Annotated in this window: 16 protein-coding genes; 15 read left to right on the forward strand and 1 reads right to left on the reverse strand. The window is 61.7% G+C overall.

Annotation, left to right across the window (positions count from 1 at the left end; all coding sequences use genetic code 11):
- The 4 genes from fliF to L4923_RS06560 are packed head-to-tail and all read left to right on the forward strand — an operon-like array spanning position 1 to position 4935.
- Positions 1-1635 carry a flagellar basal-body MS-ring/collar protein FliF gene (gene fliF / locus L4923_RS06545; protein ID WP_239362939.1) on the forward strand — a complete coding sequence of 545 codons (1635 nt, stop codon included), beginning with the start codon at positions 1-3 and terminating at the stop codon, positions 1633-1635.
- The gene (locus L4923_RS06550; protein ID WP_239362940.1) at positions 1635-2261 is read left to right on the forward strand and encodes a hypothetical protein; all 627 of its coding nucleotides are present in this window, start codon (positions 1635-1637) and stop codon (positions 2259-2261) included. The genes fliF and L4923_RS06550 overlap by 1 nt, the downstream gene beginning before the upstream one ends.
- Positions 2258-3532, forward strand: coding sequence for a MotB family protein (locus L4923_RS06555; RefSeq protein ID WP_239362941.1), 1275 nt, complete (start codon positions 2258-2260; stop codon positions 3530-3532). The genes L4923_RS06550 and L4923_RS06555 overlap by 4 nt, the downstream gene beginning before the upstream one ends.
- The gene (locus L4923_RS06560) at positions 3529-4935 is read left to right on the forward strand and encodes a chemotaxis protein MotC (RefSeq protein WP_239362943.1); all 1407 of its coding nucleotides are present in this window, start codon (positions 3529-3531) and stop codon (positions 4933-4935) included. Before L4923_RS06555 ends, L4923_RS06560 begins: the two co-directional genes overlap by 4 nt.
- 23 nt (positions 4936-4958) lie before the next feature.
- Here L4923_RS06560 and L4923_RS30885 read toward each other — a convergent pair whose 3' ends face one another.
- A complete protein-coding gene (locus tag L4923_RS30885; protein WP_275448289.1) occupies positions 4959-5084 on the reverse strand; it encodes a hypothetical protein in 126 nt (41 codons plus the stop codon).
- A 333-nt stretch (positions 5085-5417) separates the two neighbouring features.
- Here L4923_RS30885 and fliK point away from each other — a divergent pair, with 333 nt between their 5' ends.
- From fliK to L4923_RS06615, 11 genes are all read left to right on the forward strand, one after another.
- Positions 5418-6254, forward strand: a complete 837-nt coding sequence (gene fliK, locus L4923_RS31060; protein ID WP_239362945.1) for a flagellar hook-length control protein FliK — start codon at positions 5418-5420, stop codon at positions 6252-6254.
- Positions 6184-6777, forward strand: a complete 594-nt coding sequence (locus tag L4923_RS06570) for a transglycosylase SLT domain-containing protein (protein WP_239362947.1) — start codon at positions 6184-6186, stop codon at positions 6775-6777. Before fliK ends, L4923_RS06570 begins: the two co-directional genes overlap by 71 nt.
- Before the next feature lie 220 nt (positions 6778-6997).
- Positions 6998-7666 carry a response regulator transcription factor gene (locus L4923_RS06575; RefSeq protein ID WP_239362949.1) on the forward strand — a complete coding sequence of 223 codons (669 nt, stop codon included), beginning with the start codon at positions 6998-7000 and terminating at the stop codon, positions 7664-7666.
- A gap of 82 nt (positions 7667-7748) precedes the next feature.
- Positions 7749-9005 carry a flagellar hook protein FlgE gene (locus L4923_RS06580; RefSeq protein WP_239362952.1) on the forward strand — a complete coding sequence of 419 codons (1257 nt, stop codon included), beginning with the start codon at positions 7749-7751 and terminating at the stop codon, positions 9003-9005.
- A 67-nt stretch (positions 9006-9072) separates the two neighbouring features.
- Positions 9073-10530: a flagellar hook-associated protein FlgK gene (flgK, locus tag L4923_RS06585; RefSeq protein WP_239362954.1), complete on the forward strand. Its 1458-nt coding sequence runs from the start codon at positions 9073-9075 to the stop codon at positions 10528-10530.
- 3 nt (positions 10531-10533) lie between these two features.
- Positions 10534-11583 carry a flagellar hook-associated family protein gene (locus tag L4923_RS06590; protein ID WP_239362955.1) on the forward strand — a complete coding sequence of 350 codons (1050 nt, stop codon included), beginning with the start codon at positions 10534-10536 and terminating at the stop codon, positions 11581-11583.
- Positions 11584-11599: 16 nt separating this feature from the next.
- A complete protein-coding gene (gene flaF, locus L4923_RS06595) occupies positions 11600-11947 on the forward strand; it encodes a flagellar biosynthesis regulator FlaF (protein WP_239362956.1) in 348 nt (115 codons plus the stop codon).
- Positions 11944-12396, forward strand: coding sequence for a flagellar biosynthesis repressor FlbT (gene flbT, locus L4923_RS06600; RefSeq protein ID WP_239362957.1), 453 nt, complete (start codon positions 11944-11946; stop codon positions 12394-12396). The genes flaF and flbT overlap by 4 nt, the downstream gene beginning before the upstream one ends.
- Positions 12397-12398: 2 nt before the next feature.
- Positions 12399-12815, forward strand: coding sequence for a flagellar hook assembly protein FlgD (gene flgD, locus L4923_RS06605; RefSeq protein WP_425530909.1), 417 nt, complete (start codon positions 12399-12401; stop codon positions 12813-12815).
- A 10-nt stretch (positions 12816-12825) separates the two neighbouring features.
- Positions 12826-13092, forward strand: coding sequence for a flagellar biosynthesis protein FliQ (gene fliQ / locus L4923_RS06610; protein WP_239362958.1), 267 nt, complete (start codon positions 12826-12828; stop codon positions 13090-13092).
- A 204-nt stretch (positions 13093-13296) separates the two neighbouring features.
- Entirely contained in the window at positions 13297-14961 is a 1665-nt protein-coding gene (locus L4923_RS06615) for an MFS transporter (RefSeq protein ID WP_239362959.1), read from the forward strand.

Consider the following 14961-nt stretch of genomic DNA (forward strand, 5'->3'; position numbering starts at 1 on the left):
GTGCCGGAACAATTAAGAAGCATCGTCATCAATCTTCAGGATTTCGGCACCAGGCGGCTGGCCATCATGGCCGGAATCGCGCTGCTGACGCTGGCCGTCATCGGCATCGGAGCGGTCTACCTCAATCGCCCAGCCTATGAAACGCTTTACGTCGGCCTCGAACGCTCGGACGTGAACCAGATCGGCATGGTGCTTTCCGAGGCCGGCATGAATTTCGACGTCGGCTCTGACGGTACCAGCGTCCTGGTGCCGGTCGGCACGACAGCGAAGGCGCGCATGCTGCTGGCTGAGAAAGGCCTGCCGACCAGCGCGAATGCCGGGTACGAGCTGTTCGACAAGGTAGGCTCGCTTGGACTCACCTCCTTCATGCAGCAGGTCACTCGCGTGCGTGCGCTGGAAGGCGAGATCGCCCGCACCATCCAGTCGCTGGCAGGCGTGAAGGCGGCTCGCGTACACATCGTCATGTCCGAGCGCGCCAATTTTCGCCGCGAAGAGCAGCAGCCTTCGGCTTCCGTCGTGATCCGTTATGCCGGCATCGATGGCGGCAAGGCGGCGATGTCGATCCGCCACCTCGTTGCCGCAGCCGTGCCCGGCCTGTCGGCCGAGAAAGTCACCGTGCTCGATTCCGCCGGCAATCTGCTTGCCGCCGGCGACGATCCTTCCAACACCAGCGCGGCTCGCTCGCTCGGCGTCGAACGCACCGTGGAAAGCCAGATCGAGGACAATATCCGCCGCGCCCTCACCCCCTATCTTGGCCCCGACAATTTCCGCGCCAGCGTCAAGGCCGACGTAAACACCGACACGCGTCAGACGGAAGAGACGATTTTCGATCCGGAATCGCGCGTCGAGCGTTCGATCCAGACCGTGAAGTCGAACGAAAACAGCAATCAACGCCAGGCTGCCACGCCAACCACCGTGGAACAGAACCTGCCTGAAACACAGACGGCATCCTCAGAAGGGCCGCAGTCGAGTTCGCAGAACGACCGCAAGGAAGAGATCACCAACTACGAGATCAACTCCAAGAAGATCGCCACTGTCTCGAACGGCTATTCGGTGACCAAGATGTCGATCGCCGTGGTCGTCAACCAGCAGCGGTTGCTTGCCGTGCTCGGCAAGGACGCAACGCCGGAGCAGGTTGCGCAGCGTGTCGCAGACATCAAGAAGATGGTCACTTCCGCCACCGGCCTCGACGAAAAGCGGGGCGACATCATCGACGTCTCGGCAGTCGAATTCATCGACGGGCTCGACGGCCAGGAGCTCGCCTCTCCCGGCATTCTGGACGCCGTCTCGAGCTACACCGGCAGCCTGATCAACGCCGCAGCGTTCATCATCGTGGTGTTCCTGGTTGCCTTCTTCGGCTTGCGACCGATGGCGGCCGCGCTCAGCAACAAGCCGGCAGCCCTTGCCGGACCGAGCTTCGAGGATGTCCAGCGTTCGCTACCCACGCCGGCCGCCACAGCCGAAGCGGAGGCAGTTCCTCCGGTGCTCGCCGACAACCGTCCGGCCCCGCTTGACGATTTGCGCAAGAAGCTCAGGCCTGCCCCGCAGGACAGGTTGGCGCGCATGGTTGATATCAACGAAGAGCGCACGGCCAACATTCTGCGCAAATGGACGGCCCAGGAAGCCGTAGGCTGATGCGGCAGGCCACCCTATCCGATCTGCTGCCCGATTTCGGTGCGCCGTCCCTGCATGCCGGCGCGTCGGCCCCGGCGCTCGTCGAGCCGCATGACTTTGCCGACACCTCTTCGCAGGTCGACGTCGACAGGCTGATCGCCATGGCCGTCGCCAAGGCGGAAGATGCGCTCGAGGCCAGACTGACGGCGGCCTTCAACGAACAGCTGGAAGCCGAACGCCGTACGGCAGCGGAACAAGCCAGAGCATTGGTTGAGGGTCTGGGCGAGGATATCGGCCAAGCGATTGCCCAACGGACAGACCAGTTGGAACGCCAACTGCATGAGCTGATGAGCGATGCAGTCGCCCGCATCGTCGGCGGCGTGTTGAGCGAGGAATTGCAGAAACGTTCGCTCGTCGCGTTGGAGAAAATCATTCGCAATACACTGGCGGACCCCGAAACCATCCGCATCGGCGTGCACGGTCCGCTGTCCCTGTATGAACCGTTGAAAGCCGCGCTCGGCAAGCAGGCGGCATGCCTGGATTTCACGGAATCCTCGGCGCTCGACCTCACCCTCGTCGTTAACGACACGGTCGTCGAAACCCGAATATCCGAGTGGTCGGCAGCCCTGTCGGAGGTCCTGTCATGAGTACCGCAGAAGGCGCCGATCACAGGCAGGAAATCATAATCGTCCGCCGAAACCACGATGGCGATGACGATGGTCACCATGGCGGCGTCTGGAAGATCGCGTTTGCCGATTTCATGACGGCTATGATGTGTTTTTTCCTGGTCATGTGGCTGATCAACGCTGCGAACGAACAGACGCGCGCAGCCGTCGCTTCCTATTTCAATCCGGTCCCGCTGATCGACCGCAGCGCCAGCCGCAAGGGACTGCAGGACATCGGCGATGGCCCGGATGAGCCCGGCTACACGTCCAACGATCCCGTGGAGGGGACATCCAGGCAAGGCCACAACGGTAAGGGCAATCCCGGCACCACACAGGACGAAGAGAGCGGTAAGGACGAGAAAGAGGAAAAGGCCGAGGAAGCCAAGAACGCCGACGAGAAGCTGTTCGCGGACCCCTACGCGGTGCTTGCCGAAATCGCGGCAGAGACCGGCACAAGACAGAATGTGAGCACCAAGGGCGAAGGCGGGGCACAAACGGCAGGCCCGGCGACCGGCGCCTCCGGTGGCGAATCTTATCGCGACCCCTTTGCGCCGGATTTCTGGTCGCAACAGATTTCCACTCCGTTGCCCGAGGCCAGTGCCGAAACTGCGAAGGCGGACGAGCAACTGCAAAAACAGGCGGAGACGAAAGCCGGGAATCAGCACGCCGCCAAGCCTGAAGGCAAGGAACAGAAAGCCGACACCGATCAAGCGGCAGCCAAGGATCCAGCCATGGCCAAGCCGGTGTCCAACAAAGACGAGGCAAGCAAGCAGGACAAGGCACCGAGCGAAAGCACCGAAAAGGCTGCCGAAGAGGTGAGGAAGAAGATTGCCGAGGCCTTCAAGCCGGGTGAAGCCGTGGCTGATGGCGTCAGCGTCCAGGCCACCGACAAGGGCGTTGTGATTTCGGTCACCGACAGCTTCAATTTCGGCATGTTCGAGATCGGCTCGGCCGTACCGCGGCGTGAACTGGTGCTGGCGATGGAAAAGATCGGCCGTATCGTCACGGAGCAGAAAGGCAGGGTCTCGATCCAGGGCCATACCGATGCCCGCCCCTTCAAGGGGGGCTATGACAACTGGCGGCTGTCGACTGCGCGTGCGCACTCGGCCTACTACATGCTGGTGCGCGGCGGCCTGGACGAAAGCCGTGTCAAGGAAGTCGCCGGTTTCGCCGACCGCGAACCGAAGAACAAGGCCGACCCGCTCGCCGCGGTCAATCGCCGTATAGAAATCCTTCTGGAGACCGGAGGATGATCCGCGTCGTGCGCATGCGTGCCGCAAGTCTTGCCCTGTTCGCCTGGGCAACGGCCACGTCCGCGCTGGCTCAGGACCCGCTGCAACCCTACCAGATGGTCCGCTCGCTGCAGCTCGTACAGGACAGGCTGGCCCTGGGTGACCATGCAGCGTTGCCCATGCAGAACAAGCTGCTCGAAATGGTCGATGAGCGTTTCCGCACTGCCAAGACGGACGTTTTCGAGGACCCCAAAAATCTCCGCGCCTTGCTCGTTTATGGCATGAGCGGCGGCAACCCCGCAACGGTCAAGACCGCGGCCGCCCGCATCGAGCTCGATCAGACGAACCAGGCGATCATCACCGGCGTTCTCGATTATGTCGGCGGTAAACCCGGTCCTGCCATTGAAGCGTTGCAGCCGATCGACCCGATGACGTTGCCTTCCGACGTTGGCGCTTTCGTCGCCCTCATCAAGGGATCGCTGCTGGCAACGGAAGACCCGGTCCAGGCCCTTGCCTTGCTGGACCAGGCACGCCTGCTGAGCCCCGGCACTCTGGTGGAAGAGGCCGCGTTGCGCCGTTCCGTCGCGATCGCAACGACCAATGCCGATGCAGCGCGTTTCGCGCTCGCCTCCACTCAATATGTCGAGCGATATCTGCTTTCGCCCTATGCCAGCCAGTTCGCCGATAGTTTCGTTGCCGGGGTCGTCACGCTGCATATGGCGCTGAGCCAGGACAAGCTGGCCGACATCACCTCCATGATGGACAAGGAACGCGAGCGCGTCATCTATCTGCGCATCGCCCGTCGCGCGGCCATTGACGGACTGAACGACCTGTCGGCCTTTGCCTCCGCAAAGGCCATTCCTGCCAATGGCAGCACGCCGGGTGCTGACGATCCCCGCGCTGAGCTTTATGCCAGCCTCTCCAACATCACATCGGCAACGGTGGACGACATCCGCGCCAAACTACGGACCATCGACCGCAGCCGCCTGTCGCCGAGTGATCGTTCACTGCTCGACGCTGCTCAGCAGATCACACAGGAAGTCGTCGCGCCGCCGATACCGGCAGTGTTCGATCAACCGCCGCCTGCGGAAAAATCCGCCAAAGCGAGCCCGCCTGCTGAAATGACGGCGCAAGACAAGGCGAAGCCCAGCCAGGTCGCCGAAACGCCGCCCGGCGCGGACGCCAGCGACGGTGCGGATCTTCTGCCTGTGGAGGGTGCCGTTTCGGAGCGGCCGGCCGCCGCTGCACGATCGTCTGAAGAAAGCGCGCCGGCCAAGCAAGATGCAGAAATCGAACCGCCGGCAACCGTATTGCCAGCCTCCGCCAAGGCAACCGGGGCGCCGGATGCGACCGATACGGCGATCGCCGACACCAAGCGCAAACTCGACAAGATCGATCTTCTTCTTGGAGCCTCTCCGCAATGACCGCTACCGTTGGCCAGAATCTATCAGCCATTGTTCTGCAGCGGTCCGGCACCCAACAGTCCGGCGCAAAGACAAGCGAAGACGGCGCCGCCTTCGATGATCTTCTCGACCGCCAGCCTGCCGCTGGCAAAGAAAAAGCCGCTTCTCATGAGCTCCATGGTTCGCATTGGGAGCGGATTCGCGCGGGCTTCGTATTCGGCGGCCGCGAGCATGCGGAGAAGACAGCGCAATTCGAGAAAGACGCAGCCAAGGTCGAAGAAGAGAGCGGCGACGAGAAGCCTGCCGACAAGAAATCCGCGGAGACCATGGAGCTGCGGGCTCAATTTCCTGAGGCCGTGAACTTTCAGGTTTTCGGGCGGGCTTCGTCCGGCAAGGAAGGTCCGAGCGAATCCGGCGCGACATCCGGTGAAAGCGATCCACTGCCTGTCGGCAAGACGGTTCGGCTCGTTGCTATCCGCGGGCAACAAGGCGCCGAAGTCGGCGTGGACGACGACCCGAAAGACCTGAGGATCCAGGGCGATCGGTCGGCTCTACGCAGCGGGAACGCTGCCCAGCCGGCAGCGCCGTCCAACGCGTCGAAGCTTACCCCCGATACAGTCGATGGGAATGCTGCAGCATCCAATCCAGTGGCCGCCGAGGAGGGCTCCGGTCTGTCGACGCAAGTCGAAATGGTTGCGATTGAAACGGACGATAGACGCATGTCCGGCGATGTCCAAAAATCCCCCGGCGCGTCGCGCGCCTCGATCGTTGCCGAGCAGAACTTTCCGGCACCCGTCAGCCAGGCCATGAGCGAAACGGCACGCAGCGTGATTGACGCGATTGCAAGCTCTGAAAGCCCCGCGCACGCTGCTGCGACGGCGGCAAACGGTCCCAAAGCCGGCGCTCCTGTTGCAGTTCCGGCACACATATTGAAGATCGAATTGCATCCGGCCGAGCTTGGCGCCGTTACAGCCAGCATGCGCTTAAGTGGCGAGCAACTGTCGATTGAGCTCAAGCCTGAAACCTATGAAGCGCATCGTCGCCTGACCTCCGACAGCGAGGCGATCGTGAAGTCGCTGAAGGCTCTCGGCTTCGATGTGGACAAGGTGACCATTCTACAACCTTCGATAGCAACGACACCAGCCGCGCGCGCGGACGCGGCACAGCCAGGGATTGCCACCGGCCGAGATCAATCGTCGTTCCAGCAAGGAAATTCCGGAGGTAATGGCGATGGCATGAGCGGCCAGCAATCGGGAAGGAATCGAGGCGATGAGAGGCATCAGGACCAGCGCCCAGGCCAGCCTTCTCGCGAGCATCCTGGCAGCGGCCTGTTTATCTAACCCTTCGCTTTCACAGCCGGCTGCCGCCGCATCGAACCCTTGCGAAGCAGAAATTCTGCGCGCTGCCGACCGCTATCAAATTCCCGCCGGCATACTTTATGCCGTAGGGCTGACGGAAACCGGGAATAAGGGCAGCCTTCAACCCAACGCATTGAATATAGAAGGAAAAGCCGTCTTTCCCCGCTCACGTCCGGAAGCACTTTTGACCTTTGAGAATGCGCGGCGGGAAGGCAAGACCCTGATCGACCTCGGTTGCATGCAGATCAACCACCGTTATCACGGTGATCAGTTTCGCAATGTCGAGGATATGCTCGATCCTCGTCGCAATGTCGAATACGCAGCACGCTTCCTGGCACAGTTGCATGCCCGCCACGAGACCTGGTCGATGGCGGTTGCACGCTATCATGCCGGCCCCGACAACGACCCGGCGCAAAAGCGCTATGTCTGCCGGGTCATCACCAATATGGTCGCCGTCGGCTTCGGCAAATGGACCGCGAATGCCCGCAGCTTCTGCACCCAATAGGTTGTATTTTCCTGGCGCGCAAATCGCGTGAAGTCAGCCGCGACTGAAGCTCATTTTCGCCCCCGGAATCGCTCCACGTCGCGGGTAAATTGTACGCGGTACAACCAGCGCGATTCCCGACTCCCAAGAAACCACTCACAAGAAATAACGGTTGGTCAGATTCCGTGACGGGGCATACGCCTCTCCGCACGGGGCAGATGAGCTGATTCGGGGGCTGGCGATGATCGTGATTGTAGACGAACGCGAACTTGTGACGGAGGGTTACAACTCGTTGTTCGATCGGGAAGGTGTGGCAAGCGCGGGTTTCGCGCCACGCGATTTCGACGCATGGGTCTCGAGCGCAGCCGAGGATGACCTGAAATCGGTCCGAGCCTTCCTGATCGGCGATTGTCGTGAAGGCGCGGTGTCGCCCCGACAGATCCGGGACCGCACAGGCGCTCCTGTCATCGCGCTCAGCGAACAGAACTCCCTCGAAAACACTCTGCGACTGTTTGAGGCCGGTGTCGACGACGTCGTCCGCAAACCGGTTCATATTCGCGAAATCCTGGCGCGCATCAGCGCGATCCGTCGCCGCGCCAATGAGGATGCTTCTTTCACCGAGATCGGCAAGATGCGCATCTTCATGGATGGACGTGACCCCGAAATCGACGGCGAACCGATGCCCTTGCCGCGCCGCGAACGTCGCATTCTCGAATATCTGGCCAGCAATCGCGGCCGCCGCGTCACCAAGACCCAGGTCTTCAACGCCATCTACGGCATCTTCGACGAAGAGGTCGAAGAGAACGTGGTGGAAAGCCACATCTCGAAACTGCGCAAGAAACTGCGCGAACGGCTGGGCCAGGATCCGATCGATTCCAAGCGCTTCCTCGGCTACCGGCTGGTCGCCTGATGTGCCCGGCCTGCGCCAGCCTCGCGCAAGACAGCACGTTTAGCTTGGCCGGCGACACCATGCGCATAACGGAGACGTTGCGATGAGCCTTTATGGAATGATGCGGACCGGCGTTTCCGGCATGAACGCCCAAGCCAACCGCCTGTCCACCGTTGCCGACAACATCGCCAATTCCGACACGACCGGTTACAAGCGCTCGTCGATCGAGTTCTCCAGCCTGGTGATGCCAACGACTGGCGGCGCCTACAACTCCGGCGGTGTCAACTCGACGATCCGCACCGCCATCACCGATCGCGGCGACCTCAAGGGCACGACATCGGTCTCCGACCTCGCCATCCGCGGCGACGGCTTCTTCGTGGTGCAGGATTCGTCCGGCACGCCTTACATGACCCGTGCCGGTTCTTTCGTACCTGACGCGCAGGGCCGCCTGGTCAATGCCGCCGGCTACCAGCTGATGGCCTACAGCTACGAAAACGGCGTACCAGCAGCGACCGTCAACGGCTTCCAGGGTCTCGTGCCGGTCCAGATTTCCGACGGCAAGATGACGGCGGCGCCGTCGACCTCAGGCACCTTCAGCGGCAACCTGCCCTCTGGCGCCAACGCCATCGTCGCACCGGCAACCGCGCCCTCCGGCAACGCAGCAACCGCTCAATACACCAACAAGTCGTCGATGGTCGTCTACGACAATCTCGGCAACAAGGTGATGGTCGACATCTACTTCACCAAGACTGCCGCCGGCACTTGGGATGTGGCGGTCTTCGATCAATCCAAGGCCGCAGCCGGCGGACCTTTCCCTTACGGAGCCGGCGGCCTGCTGGGCAATGTCACACTCAATTTCGACGGTACTGGCAAGCTGACCGGCGCGACCGACAGTGTCACCTTTACGGTCCCCGGCGGCGCACCCTTGAAACTGGACCTCAAGGGTCTGAGCCAGATCGGTACCGGCTACACCGCTACCGGCCAGGTCAACGGCAACGGACCGAGCAACATCGAGAAGGTAACCATCGGCAAGGACGGCACGATCTACGCCCAGTATCAGGACGGATCGACCAAGCCGCTCTACAAGATCCCGCTGGCGGACGTGCCGAGCCCCGACCGGTTGATCCAGCAATCCGGCAACGTCTTTACCCAAAGCCCAGATTCGGGCGACGTGCAGATCGGGTTTGCCGGCGAAGGAAAGCGCGGCGAGATCATCTCCGGCGCTCTTGAAAACTCGAATGTCGATATCGCTGAAGAGCTCACCAACATGATCTCCTCGCAGCGCAGCTACACAGCCAATTCGAAGGTGTTCCAGACAGGCTCCGAACTGATGGACATCCTCGTCAACCTGAAGAGATGAGGCGCGGCTGAGAGGCCCGGTCGATGGTCGACCGGGCCTTGGCCGCATCACCGCCTGAAAGACCCGCATGTCGTTGTCATCCGCACTCAGCATCGCCCAGTCATCGCTCAAGGCAACGTCGCGGCAGACAAGCATCGTCTCGCGCAACGTCGCGGATGCCTCCAATCCGGACTACTCGCGCCGCACCGCGGTGCTCTCCTACACAGATCCCGGCGTCAGTGCGGTCAAAATCCACCGCGCGGCCAACGACCTGCTGTTTCGGCAAAACCTGAGCGCCCTGTCCGCCTGGAGCGGACAGGCAACACTTGCCCAGGGCATGGACCGGCTCGAGCTCCAAGTGAACGGCGTCGACAACGCCTCGTCGGTTTCAACCGCCATCGGCAGCCTCCAGAAGGCGCTCCAGCTCTATGCCACCACGCCGTCGAACCAGAACCTTGGCACCAGCCTGATCGAGTCGGCGCGCCAGGTGATCCGTTCCCTGAACGACGGCACCAAGGCCATCCAGGACTTCCGCACCAAGACCGATGGCGAGATCACGACGGCCGTCAACGACATCAACGATCTCCTCAAACAGTTCGAGATCGCCAACCAGGCCGTCATCAATGGCACACGCTCCGGTGAGGACGTCTCCGATGCGCTTGACCACCGCGATGCAGTGCTGAAGCGGCTCTCGGAATTTGTTCCGATCTCCACCTACACCCGCGGCGACAATGACATGGTCATCACCAGCGGTGATGGCACCACGCTGTTCGAGACCATTCCGCGGTCGGTGACGTTCACGCCTTCGTCTGGCTACACGCCGGGCGCGGTCGGTGGCCAGATCTATATCGACAAAGTACCGATCAAGGTTTCAGGCTCGACTGAAGCGACCGGCATGCTGGCAGGTATGCTGCAGTTGCGCGACAATGTCACCGTCACCATGCAGCGACAGCTCGACGAGGTTGCGCGCGGCCTGATCACCGCCTTTGCCGAGACGGCACCCGGCCAACCCGACGCAGTCGGTCTCTTCACCTGGCCCGGCGCCCCGGGCATCCCTGCTGCCGGCACGCTGATCGACGGACTTGCCGGGACGATCAAGATCAACGCGGCGGTCGACCCGGCAGCCGGAGGCAACCCGGTGCTGCTGCGTGACGGCGGCATCAACGGCGCGGCCTACCGTACCAATCCCAATCCGGTCGGCAGCGGTGCTTCCTATGCCGACAGGCTGATCGCCTATGGCGAAAAACTCACCCAGCCCATGGCGTTCGACCCCGATGCCGGCATAACCGCAAATTCCAGTGTCGTCTCTTATGCAGCCAACTCCATCGGCTGGTTCGAAGGCGTTCGTCAGCAAGCCTCGAACCTCGCCGATACCAAGGAAGCTCTCGCTCAGCGTACCGGCGAAGCTCTCTCCAACGCCACCGGCGTCAATGTCGACAACGAGATGTCGCTGATGCTGGATCTCGAACACACCTACCAGGCGTCCGCCCGCATCTTGACCACCGTGAACCAGATGCTTGATGCCCTCCTCGCAGCGGTGAGATAAGTCATGAAGACCACCTCCGTTTCGTCCTCCGCCATGTCCAACGCGATGCGTTATTCGCAATCGCGCATGCAGGTCGAACTCGTGAAGCGCCAGAAGGAACTGGATACGCTGCGCGTGGCCGACCTTGGCCTGGCGCTCGGTGCCCGCACGTCGCAGTCGGTCACTTTCGCGCGCGACCTGGAGCGACTGAACACCATTGTCGATTCCAACAAGCTGATCTCTTCGCGGCTCTCTACCACGCAGGATGCACTCAGCAAGCTCGGCGACGCCGCACAGAAACTCCTGACCGCCGTGACCGCCGCCGTCAGCACAGATCCCGGGTCCAACGTCACACGCGATGCCGGCCGCGCTGCTCTGCAGTCGATGACCTCGATCCTGAATTCCAGCATCAATGGCGAATATTTGTTTTCGGGCACCAACACGGATGTGAAGCCGATCAACGACTTCACCGCTGCAGGATCGCCGGCCAGCGCCGCCTTCGAGGCGGCCTTCGTGGCGCGCTTCGGCTTTGCCTCGACCGATCCCGCGGCCGCCGGCCTGACGGCGACCCAGATCGAGAATTTCATCAACACCGATGTGACGCCTCAGTTCTTCGGGCCAGGCTGGAAAGGCAACTGGTCGAACGCCACCGACCAGCAGATCGTCAGCCGGATTTCGCTCAACGAAACGACGGAGTCGTCTGTCAGCGCCAATACGGATGGCGTCAAGAAGCTCGCCATGGCCGCAGCCGTCGTTACGGCGTTGTTCTCCGGCAATCTCAGCAACGACGCCAAGAAGGCGGTTGCGCAAAAGGCGTTGACGCTGACTGGCGAAGCGCTCGGCAGCATCGCGCAAACACAGTCGCAAGCTGGTATCATCGAGCAGCGGGTGAGCGATGCGAGCGACCGTATGAAGGCGCAGATCAACCTGTTCGAGAAGCATGTGATCGACTTGGAAGGCATCGACGAGTACGAGGCCGCCAACCGTGTCAACGATCTGATGTCGCACATCCAGACTTCGTTCGCTCTCACCGCCCGCATCCAGCAGCTCAGCCTGATCAACTTCCTGAAATAACGGCGATCGACACGCGATGTATCAATTCTCCTACGCCGATATCCAGACGGACTCCGTGGCGGATGCCAGGGAACGCGAGCGGCACCTGCTGACGCGTTCGATCGATCTTTTGATCAATGCCGCCAATGCCGGCAGCGAGTCCATGCAGGCGGTGGAAGCGCTGCACTTCACGAACCGCGTGTGGACGGCCCTGCTCGAGGACCTTTCCTCGAATGAAAACGCCCTGCCGAAGGAATTGCGAGCCAACCTGATCTCGATCGGCATGTGGCTGCTGCGTGAAACCGAAGAAATCCGTCAGGGCCGCTCGAACAATTTCGACGGGCTGATCGAAGTCTCGCAGATCATACGGGACGGCATCCAATGACATCGGCCAAGAGTACCTTGAAGCTCTCGCTGAAACCCGGCGAGCGCATCTATCTGAACGGAGCCGTCATCCGCGTCGACCGCAAGGTCACGCTGGAATTGTTGAACGACGTGCAGTTCCTGTTAGAGGGCCACGTCTTGCAGGCCGAGGATGCCTCGACGCCACTTCGGCAGCTCTATTTCGTGGCGCAGATCATGCTGATCAATCCGCAGGGTGCCGAAGAGGCGCGCGAGATGTTCCGCCATTCGCTGCCGCTCCTGCTTGCCTCCTTCCAGAACGAGCGCATTCGCTCGACACTGAAGGAAGTCGACCGCATGGTCTCGGAAGGCCATGTCTATGAAGCACTGAAGGCGATCCGCTCGCTTTATCCATTGGAGAAGCGGGCATTCGAAACTGACGAGAGTGAACACCGGGACGCTCAGCGTCCAATGGCAGTGGGAGCACACTGATCATGGCCGTCGATATGAACGTCAACAACAATGTCGGCAACACGCCGCAGACGCAGCAGAAATCCAAGACATCCGTCGACTACCAGTCCTTCCTGAAGCTTCTGATGGCCCAGATGAAGAACCAGGATCCGACCAAGCCGATGGACTCCACCGAGTACGTGGCGCAGCTTGCCCAGTTCTCGCAAGTCGAACAGTCGGTGCAGATGAACACCAAGCTGGAATACATCCTGCAGTCTTCGGCACTGTCCCAGGCGGACTCCCTCATTGGACGTCAACTGACGTCCGCGGACGGCAGCATCACGGGTGTGGTCAAGGAAGTGCGGCTGGCCAGCGACGGTCTGATCGCAGTGCTGAACGACGGCAAGGAAGTGCCGGTGTTGCCGGGCGTCGTCGTCAAGCAGGCTCCGGCAGCCGCCTGAGGCCCGAACGATGAATGAAGCGGATGCGCTCGATATTGTCCAGTTCGCCGTCTGGACGGTGCTGACGGCATCGGCTCCGGTGGTTTTGGTCGCCATGGTGGTGGGCATTGGCATCGCCCTTGTCCAGGCGCTTACCCAGATCCAGGAAATCACGCTGACCTTCGTACCGAAGATCGTCGCCATCATGCTCGTGGTGGCATTGACGGGACCTTTCGTCGGCGGTCAGATCTCAGCCTTCACCAACGTCGTCTTCGAGCGCATACAGAACGGATTCTGATACCGTCGACCTTGGTCCACGAATTCAACCGGTAGCGGAGTCTGGATCGTTTCCGGTTCTTCCCGGAGTTGCACGCTTTTCCTGGAATTGTCCTATCTCGACACTGGACCAGTCGGATCAGGAAAACTCGTTCGCCTTTTTCGCAGTCTCGTCTAGTTTTGTCGGCAAACGCCGCCGAGAGAGCAGCGATTCACGAGACGAGACATGCCCCAAGACAGCGGTCCGGCTATCGAGGACGAGCCGAACAGCCAACGTGTTTCTGCGTTGGCGCCTTTCCAGCACGGTATCTTCCGCGCGGTGTGGAGTGCCAGCCTGGTCTCCAACCTGGGTGGCCTCATCCAGGGCGTCGGCGCCGCCTGGATGATGACGCAGATCGCCACCTCTCCCTACCAGGTGGCACTGGTGCAGGCATCCACCACCTTACCGATCATGCTGTTCGCGCTCGTCGCCGGCGCCATCGCCGACAGCTACAATCGGCGCAAGGTGATGCTGATCGCGCAATGCTTCATGCTTGTCGTGTCACTGCTCCTGATGGTTTTCACGCAACTCGACCTTCTGACGCCGTGGCTGCTGCTGGCCTTCACCTTCCTGATCGACTGCGGCACCGCACTGAACAGCCCGTCCTGGCAGGCATCCGTCGGCGACATGGTTCCGCGCAACAAGGTGCCGGCAGCCGTGGCGTTGAATTCGATGGGCTTCAACCTGACCCGCAGCGTGGGGCCAGCGCTGGGCGGCATCATCGTGGCGACGCTGGGGGCCGCCGCGGCCTTCGCCGCCAACGCTTTCAGCTACGTCGGCCTGATCATCGTCATGGCACGATGGAAGCCGGATCTGCCGATCTCCAACCTGCCGCGCGAGTCGCTGGGGGCAGCGATGGGCGCGGGCCTGCGCTATGTCGCGATGTCGCCGAATATCGGCAAGGTTCTGGTGCGTGGCTTCACCTTCGGTTTCAGCGCGGGCGCCGTGCTCGCCCTGTTGCCATTGGTGACGCGCGACCTCGTCAAGGGTGGCGCCCTCACCTACGGTGTCATGTTGGGTGCCTTCGGCATCGGTGCCGTCATCGGCGCACTGACCAGCGCGAGATTGAGACAAGTTCTCCCCAGTGAGACCATGGTGCGCTCGGCGTTCCTGGGCTTTGCGCTCTGCGCAACCGTTGCGGCCCTCAGCCCCGAAGCCTGGCAGGTGGCGCTCGGCCTGCTGGTCGGCGGCGCCTGCTGGGTCACAGCGCTTTCACACTTCAACATCACCGTGCAGATGTCGACGCCGCGCTGGGTCGTAGGACGCGTGCTTTCCATCTACCAGATGGCTACCTTCGGCGGCATCGCCCTGGGCAGCTGGATCTGGGGCGTGACCGCCGACAATCACGGCGCCAGCTTTGCCCTCCTGGCCGCCGCGGTTACGATGCTAGCCGGTGCCGCCATCGGTTTTCTCCTGCCGTTGCCGCAGCACATTGCCCCCAATCTCGATCCGCTCGACCGCTGGCGGGAGCCCATGCTGGCGCTCGACCTGAAGCCGCGGTCGGGACCGATCGAGATCACGATCGAATACGTCATCAAGGAAGAGGACGTGCCGGAGTTCCTGAAAGTGATGACCGAGCGCGCGCGCATCCGCCGCCGTGACGGCGCACGCAATTGGGTTCTGGCACGAGACCTCGAACATCCCGAAATCTGGATGGAGAGCTACCACACGCCGACATGGCTGGATTACATCCGCCACAACAAGCGGGCCACCCATGCCGACGCCGAAATCACCGAACGCATCCGTGCGCTGCATTCCGGCATCGAACGGCCGAGGGTGAGGCGCATGATCGAGCGTCCGACCAATCCGATCGGGTACTACGGCACGCCGAAGCCGCACGAGGAGCACTGA

It is taken from the genome of Terribium retamae (assembly GCF_022347545.1).
Lineage (GTDB): Bacteria > Pseudomonadota > Alphaproteobacteria > Rhizobiales > Rhizobiaceae > Mesorhizobium > Mesorhizobium retamae.

What these genes read in the sequence shown, in the direction of transcription:
- flaF (WP_239362956.1), top strand. Translation starts at nt 11,600, where the DNA reads ATGTATCAATTCTCCTACGCCGATATCCAGACGGACTCCGTGGCGGAT.
- L4923_RS06575 (WP_239362949.1), top strand. Translation starts at nt 6,998, where the DNA reads ATGATCGTGATTGTAGACGAACGCGAACTTGTGACGGAGGGTTACAAC.
- flbT (WP_239362957.1), top strand. Translation starts at nt 11,944, where the DNA reads ATGACATCGGCCAAGAGTACCTTGAAGCTCTCGCTGAAACCCGGCGAG.
- L4923_RS06590 (WP_239362955.1), top strand. Translation starts at nt 10,534, where the DNA reads ATGAAGACCACCTCCGTTTCGTCCTCCGCCATGTCCAACGCGATGCGT.
- L4923_RS06555 (WP_239362941.1), top strand. Translation starts at nt 2,258, where the DNA reads ATGAGTACCGCAGAAGGCGCCGATCACAGGCAGGAAATCATAATCGTC.
- L4923_RS30885 (WP_275448289.1), bottom strand. Translation starts at nt 5,084, where the DNA reads ATGAGAAGCGGCTTTTTCTTTGCCAGCGGCAGGCTGGCGGTCGAGAAG.
- L4923_RS06580 (WP_239362952.1), top strand. Translation starts at nt 7,749, where the DNA reads ATGAGCCTTTATGGAATGATGCGGACCGGCGTTTCCGGCATGAACGCC.
- fliQ (WP_239362958.1), top strand. Translation starts at nt 12,826, where the DNA reads ATGAATGAAGCGGATGCGCTCGATATTGTCCAGTTCGCCGTCTGGACG.
- L4923_RS06550 (WP_239362940.1), top strand. Translation starts at nt 1,635, where the DNA reads ATGCGGCAGGCCACCCTATCCGATCTGCTGCCCGATTTCGGTGCGCCG.
- L4923_RS06570 (WP_239362947.1), top strand. Translation starts at nt 6,184, where the DNA reads ATGAGAGGCATCAGGACCAGCGCCCAGGCCAGCCTTCTCGCGAGCATC.
- L4923_RS06560 (WP_239362943.1), top strand. Translation starts at nt 3,529, where the DNA reads ATGATCCGCGTCGTGCGCATGCGTGCCGCAAGTCTTGCCCTGTTCGCC.
- flgK (WP_239362954.1), top strand. Translation starts at nt 9,073, where the DNA reads ATGTCGTTGTCATCCGCACTCAGCATCGCCCAGTCATCGCTCAAGGCA.
- flgD (WP_425530909.1), top strand. Translation starts at nt 12,399, where the DNA reads ATGGCCGTCGATATGAACGTCAACAACAATGTCGGCAACACGCCGCAG.
- L4923_RS06615 (WP_239362959.1), top strand. Translation starts at nt 13,297, where the DNA reads ATGCCCCAAGACAGCGGTCCGGCTATCGAGGACGAGCCGAACAGCCAA.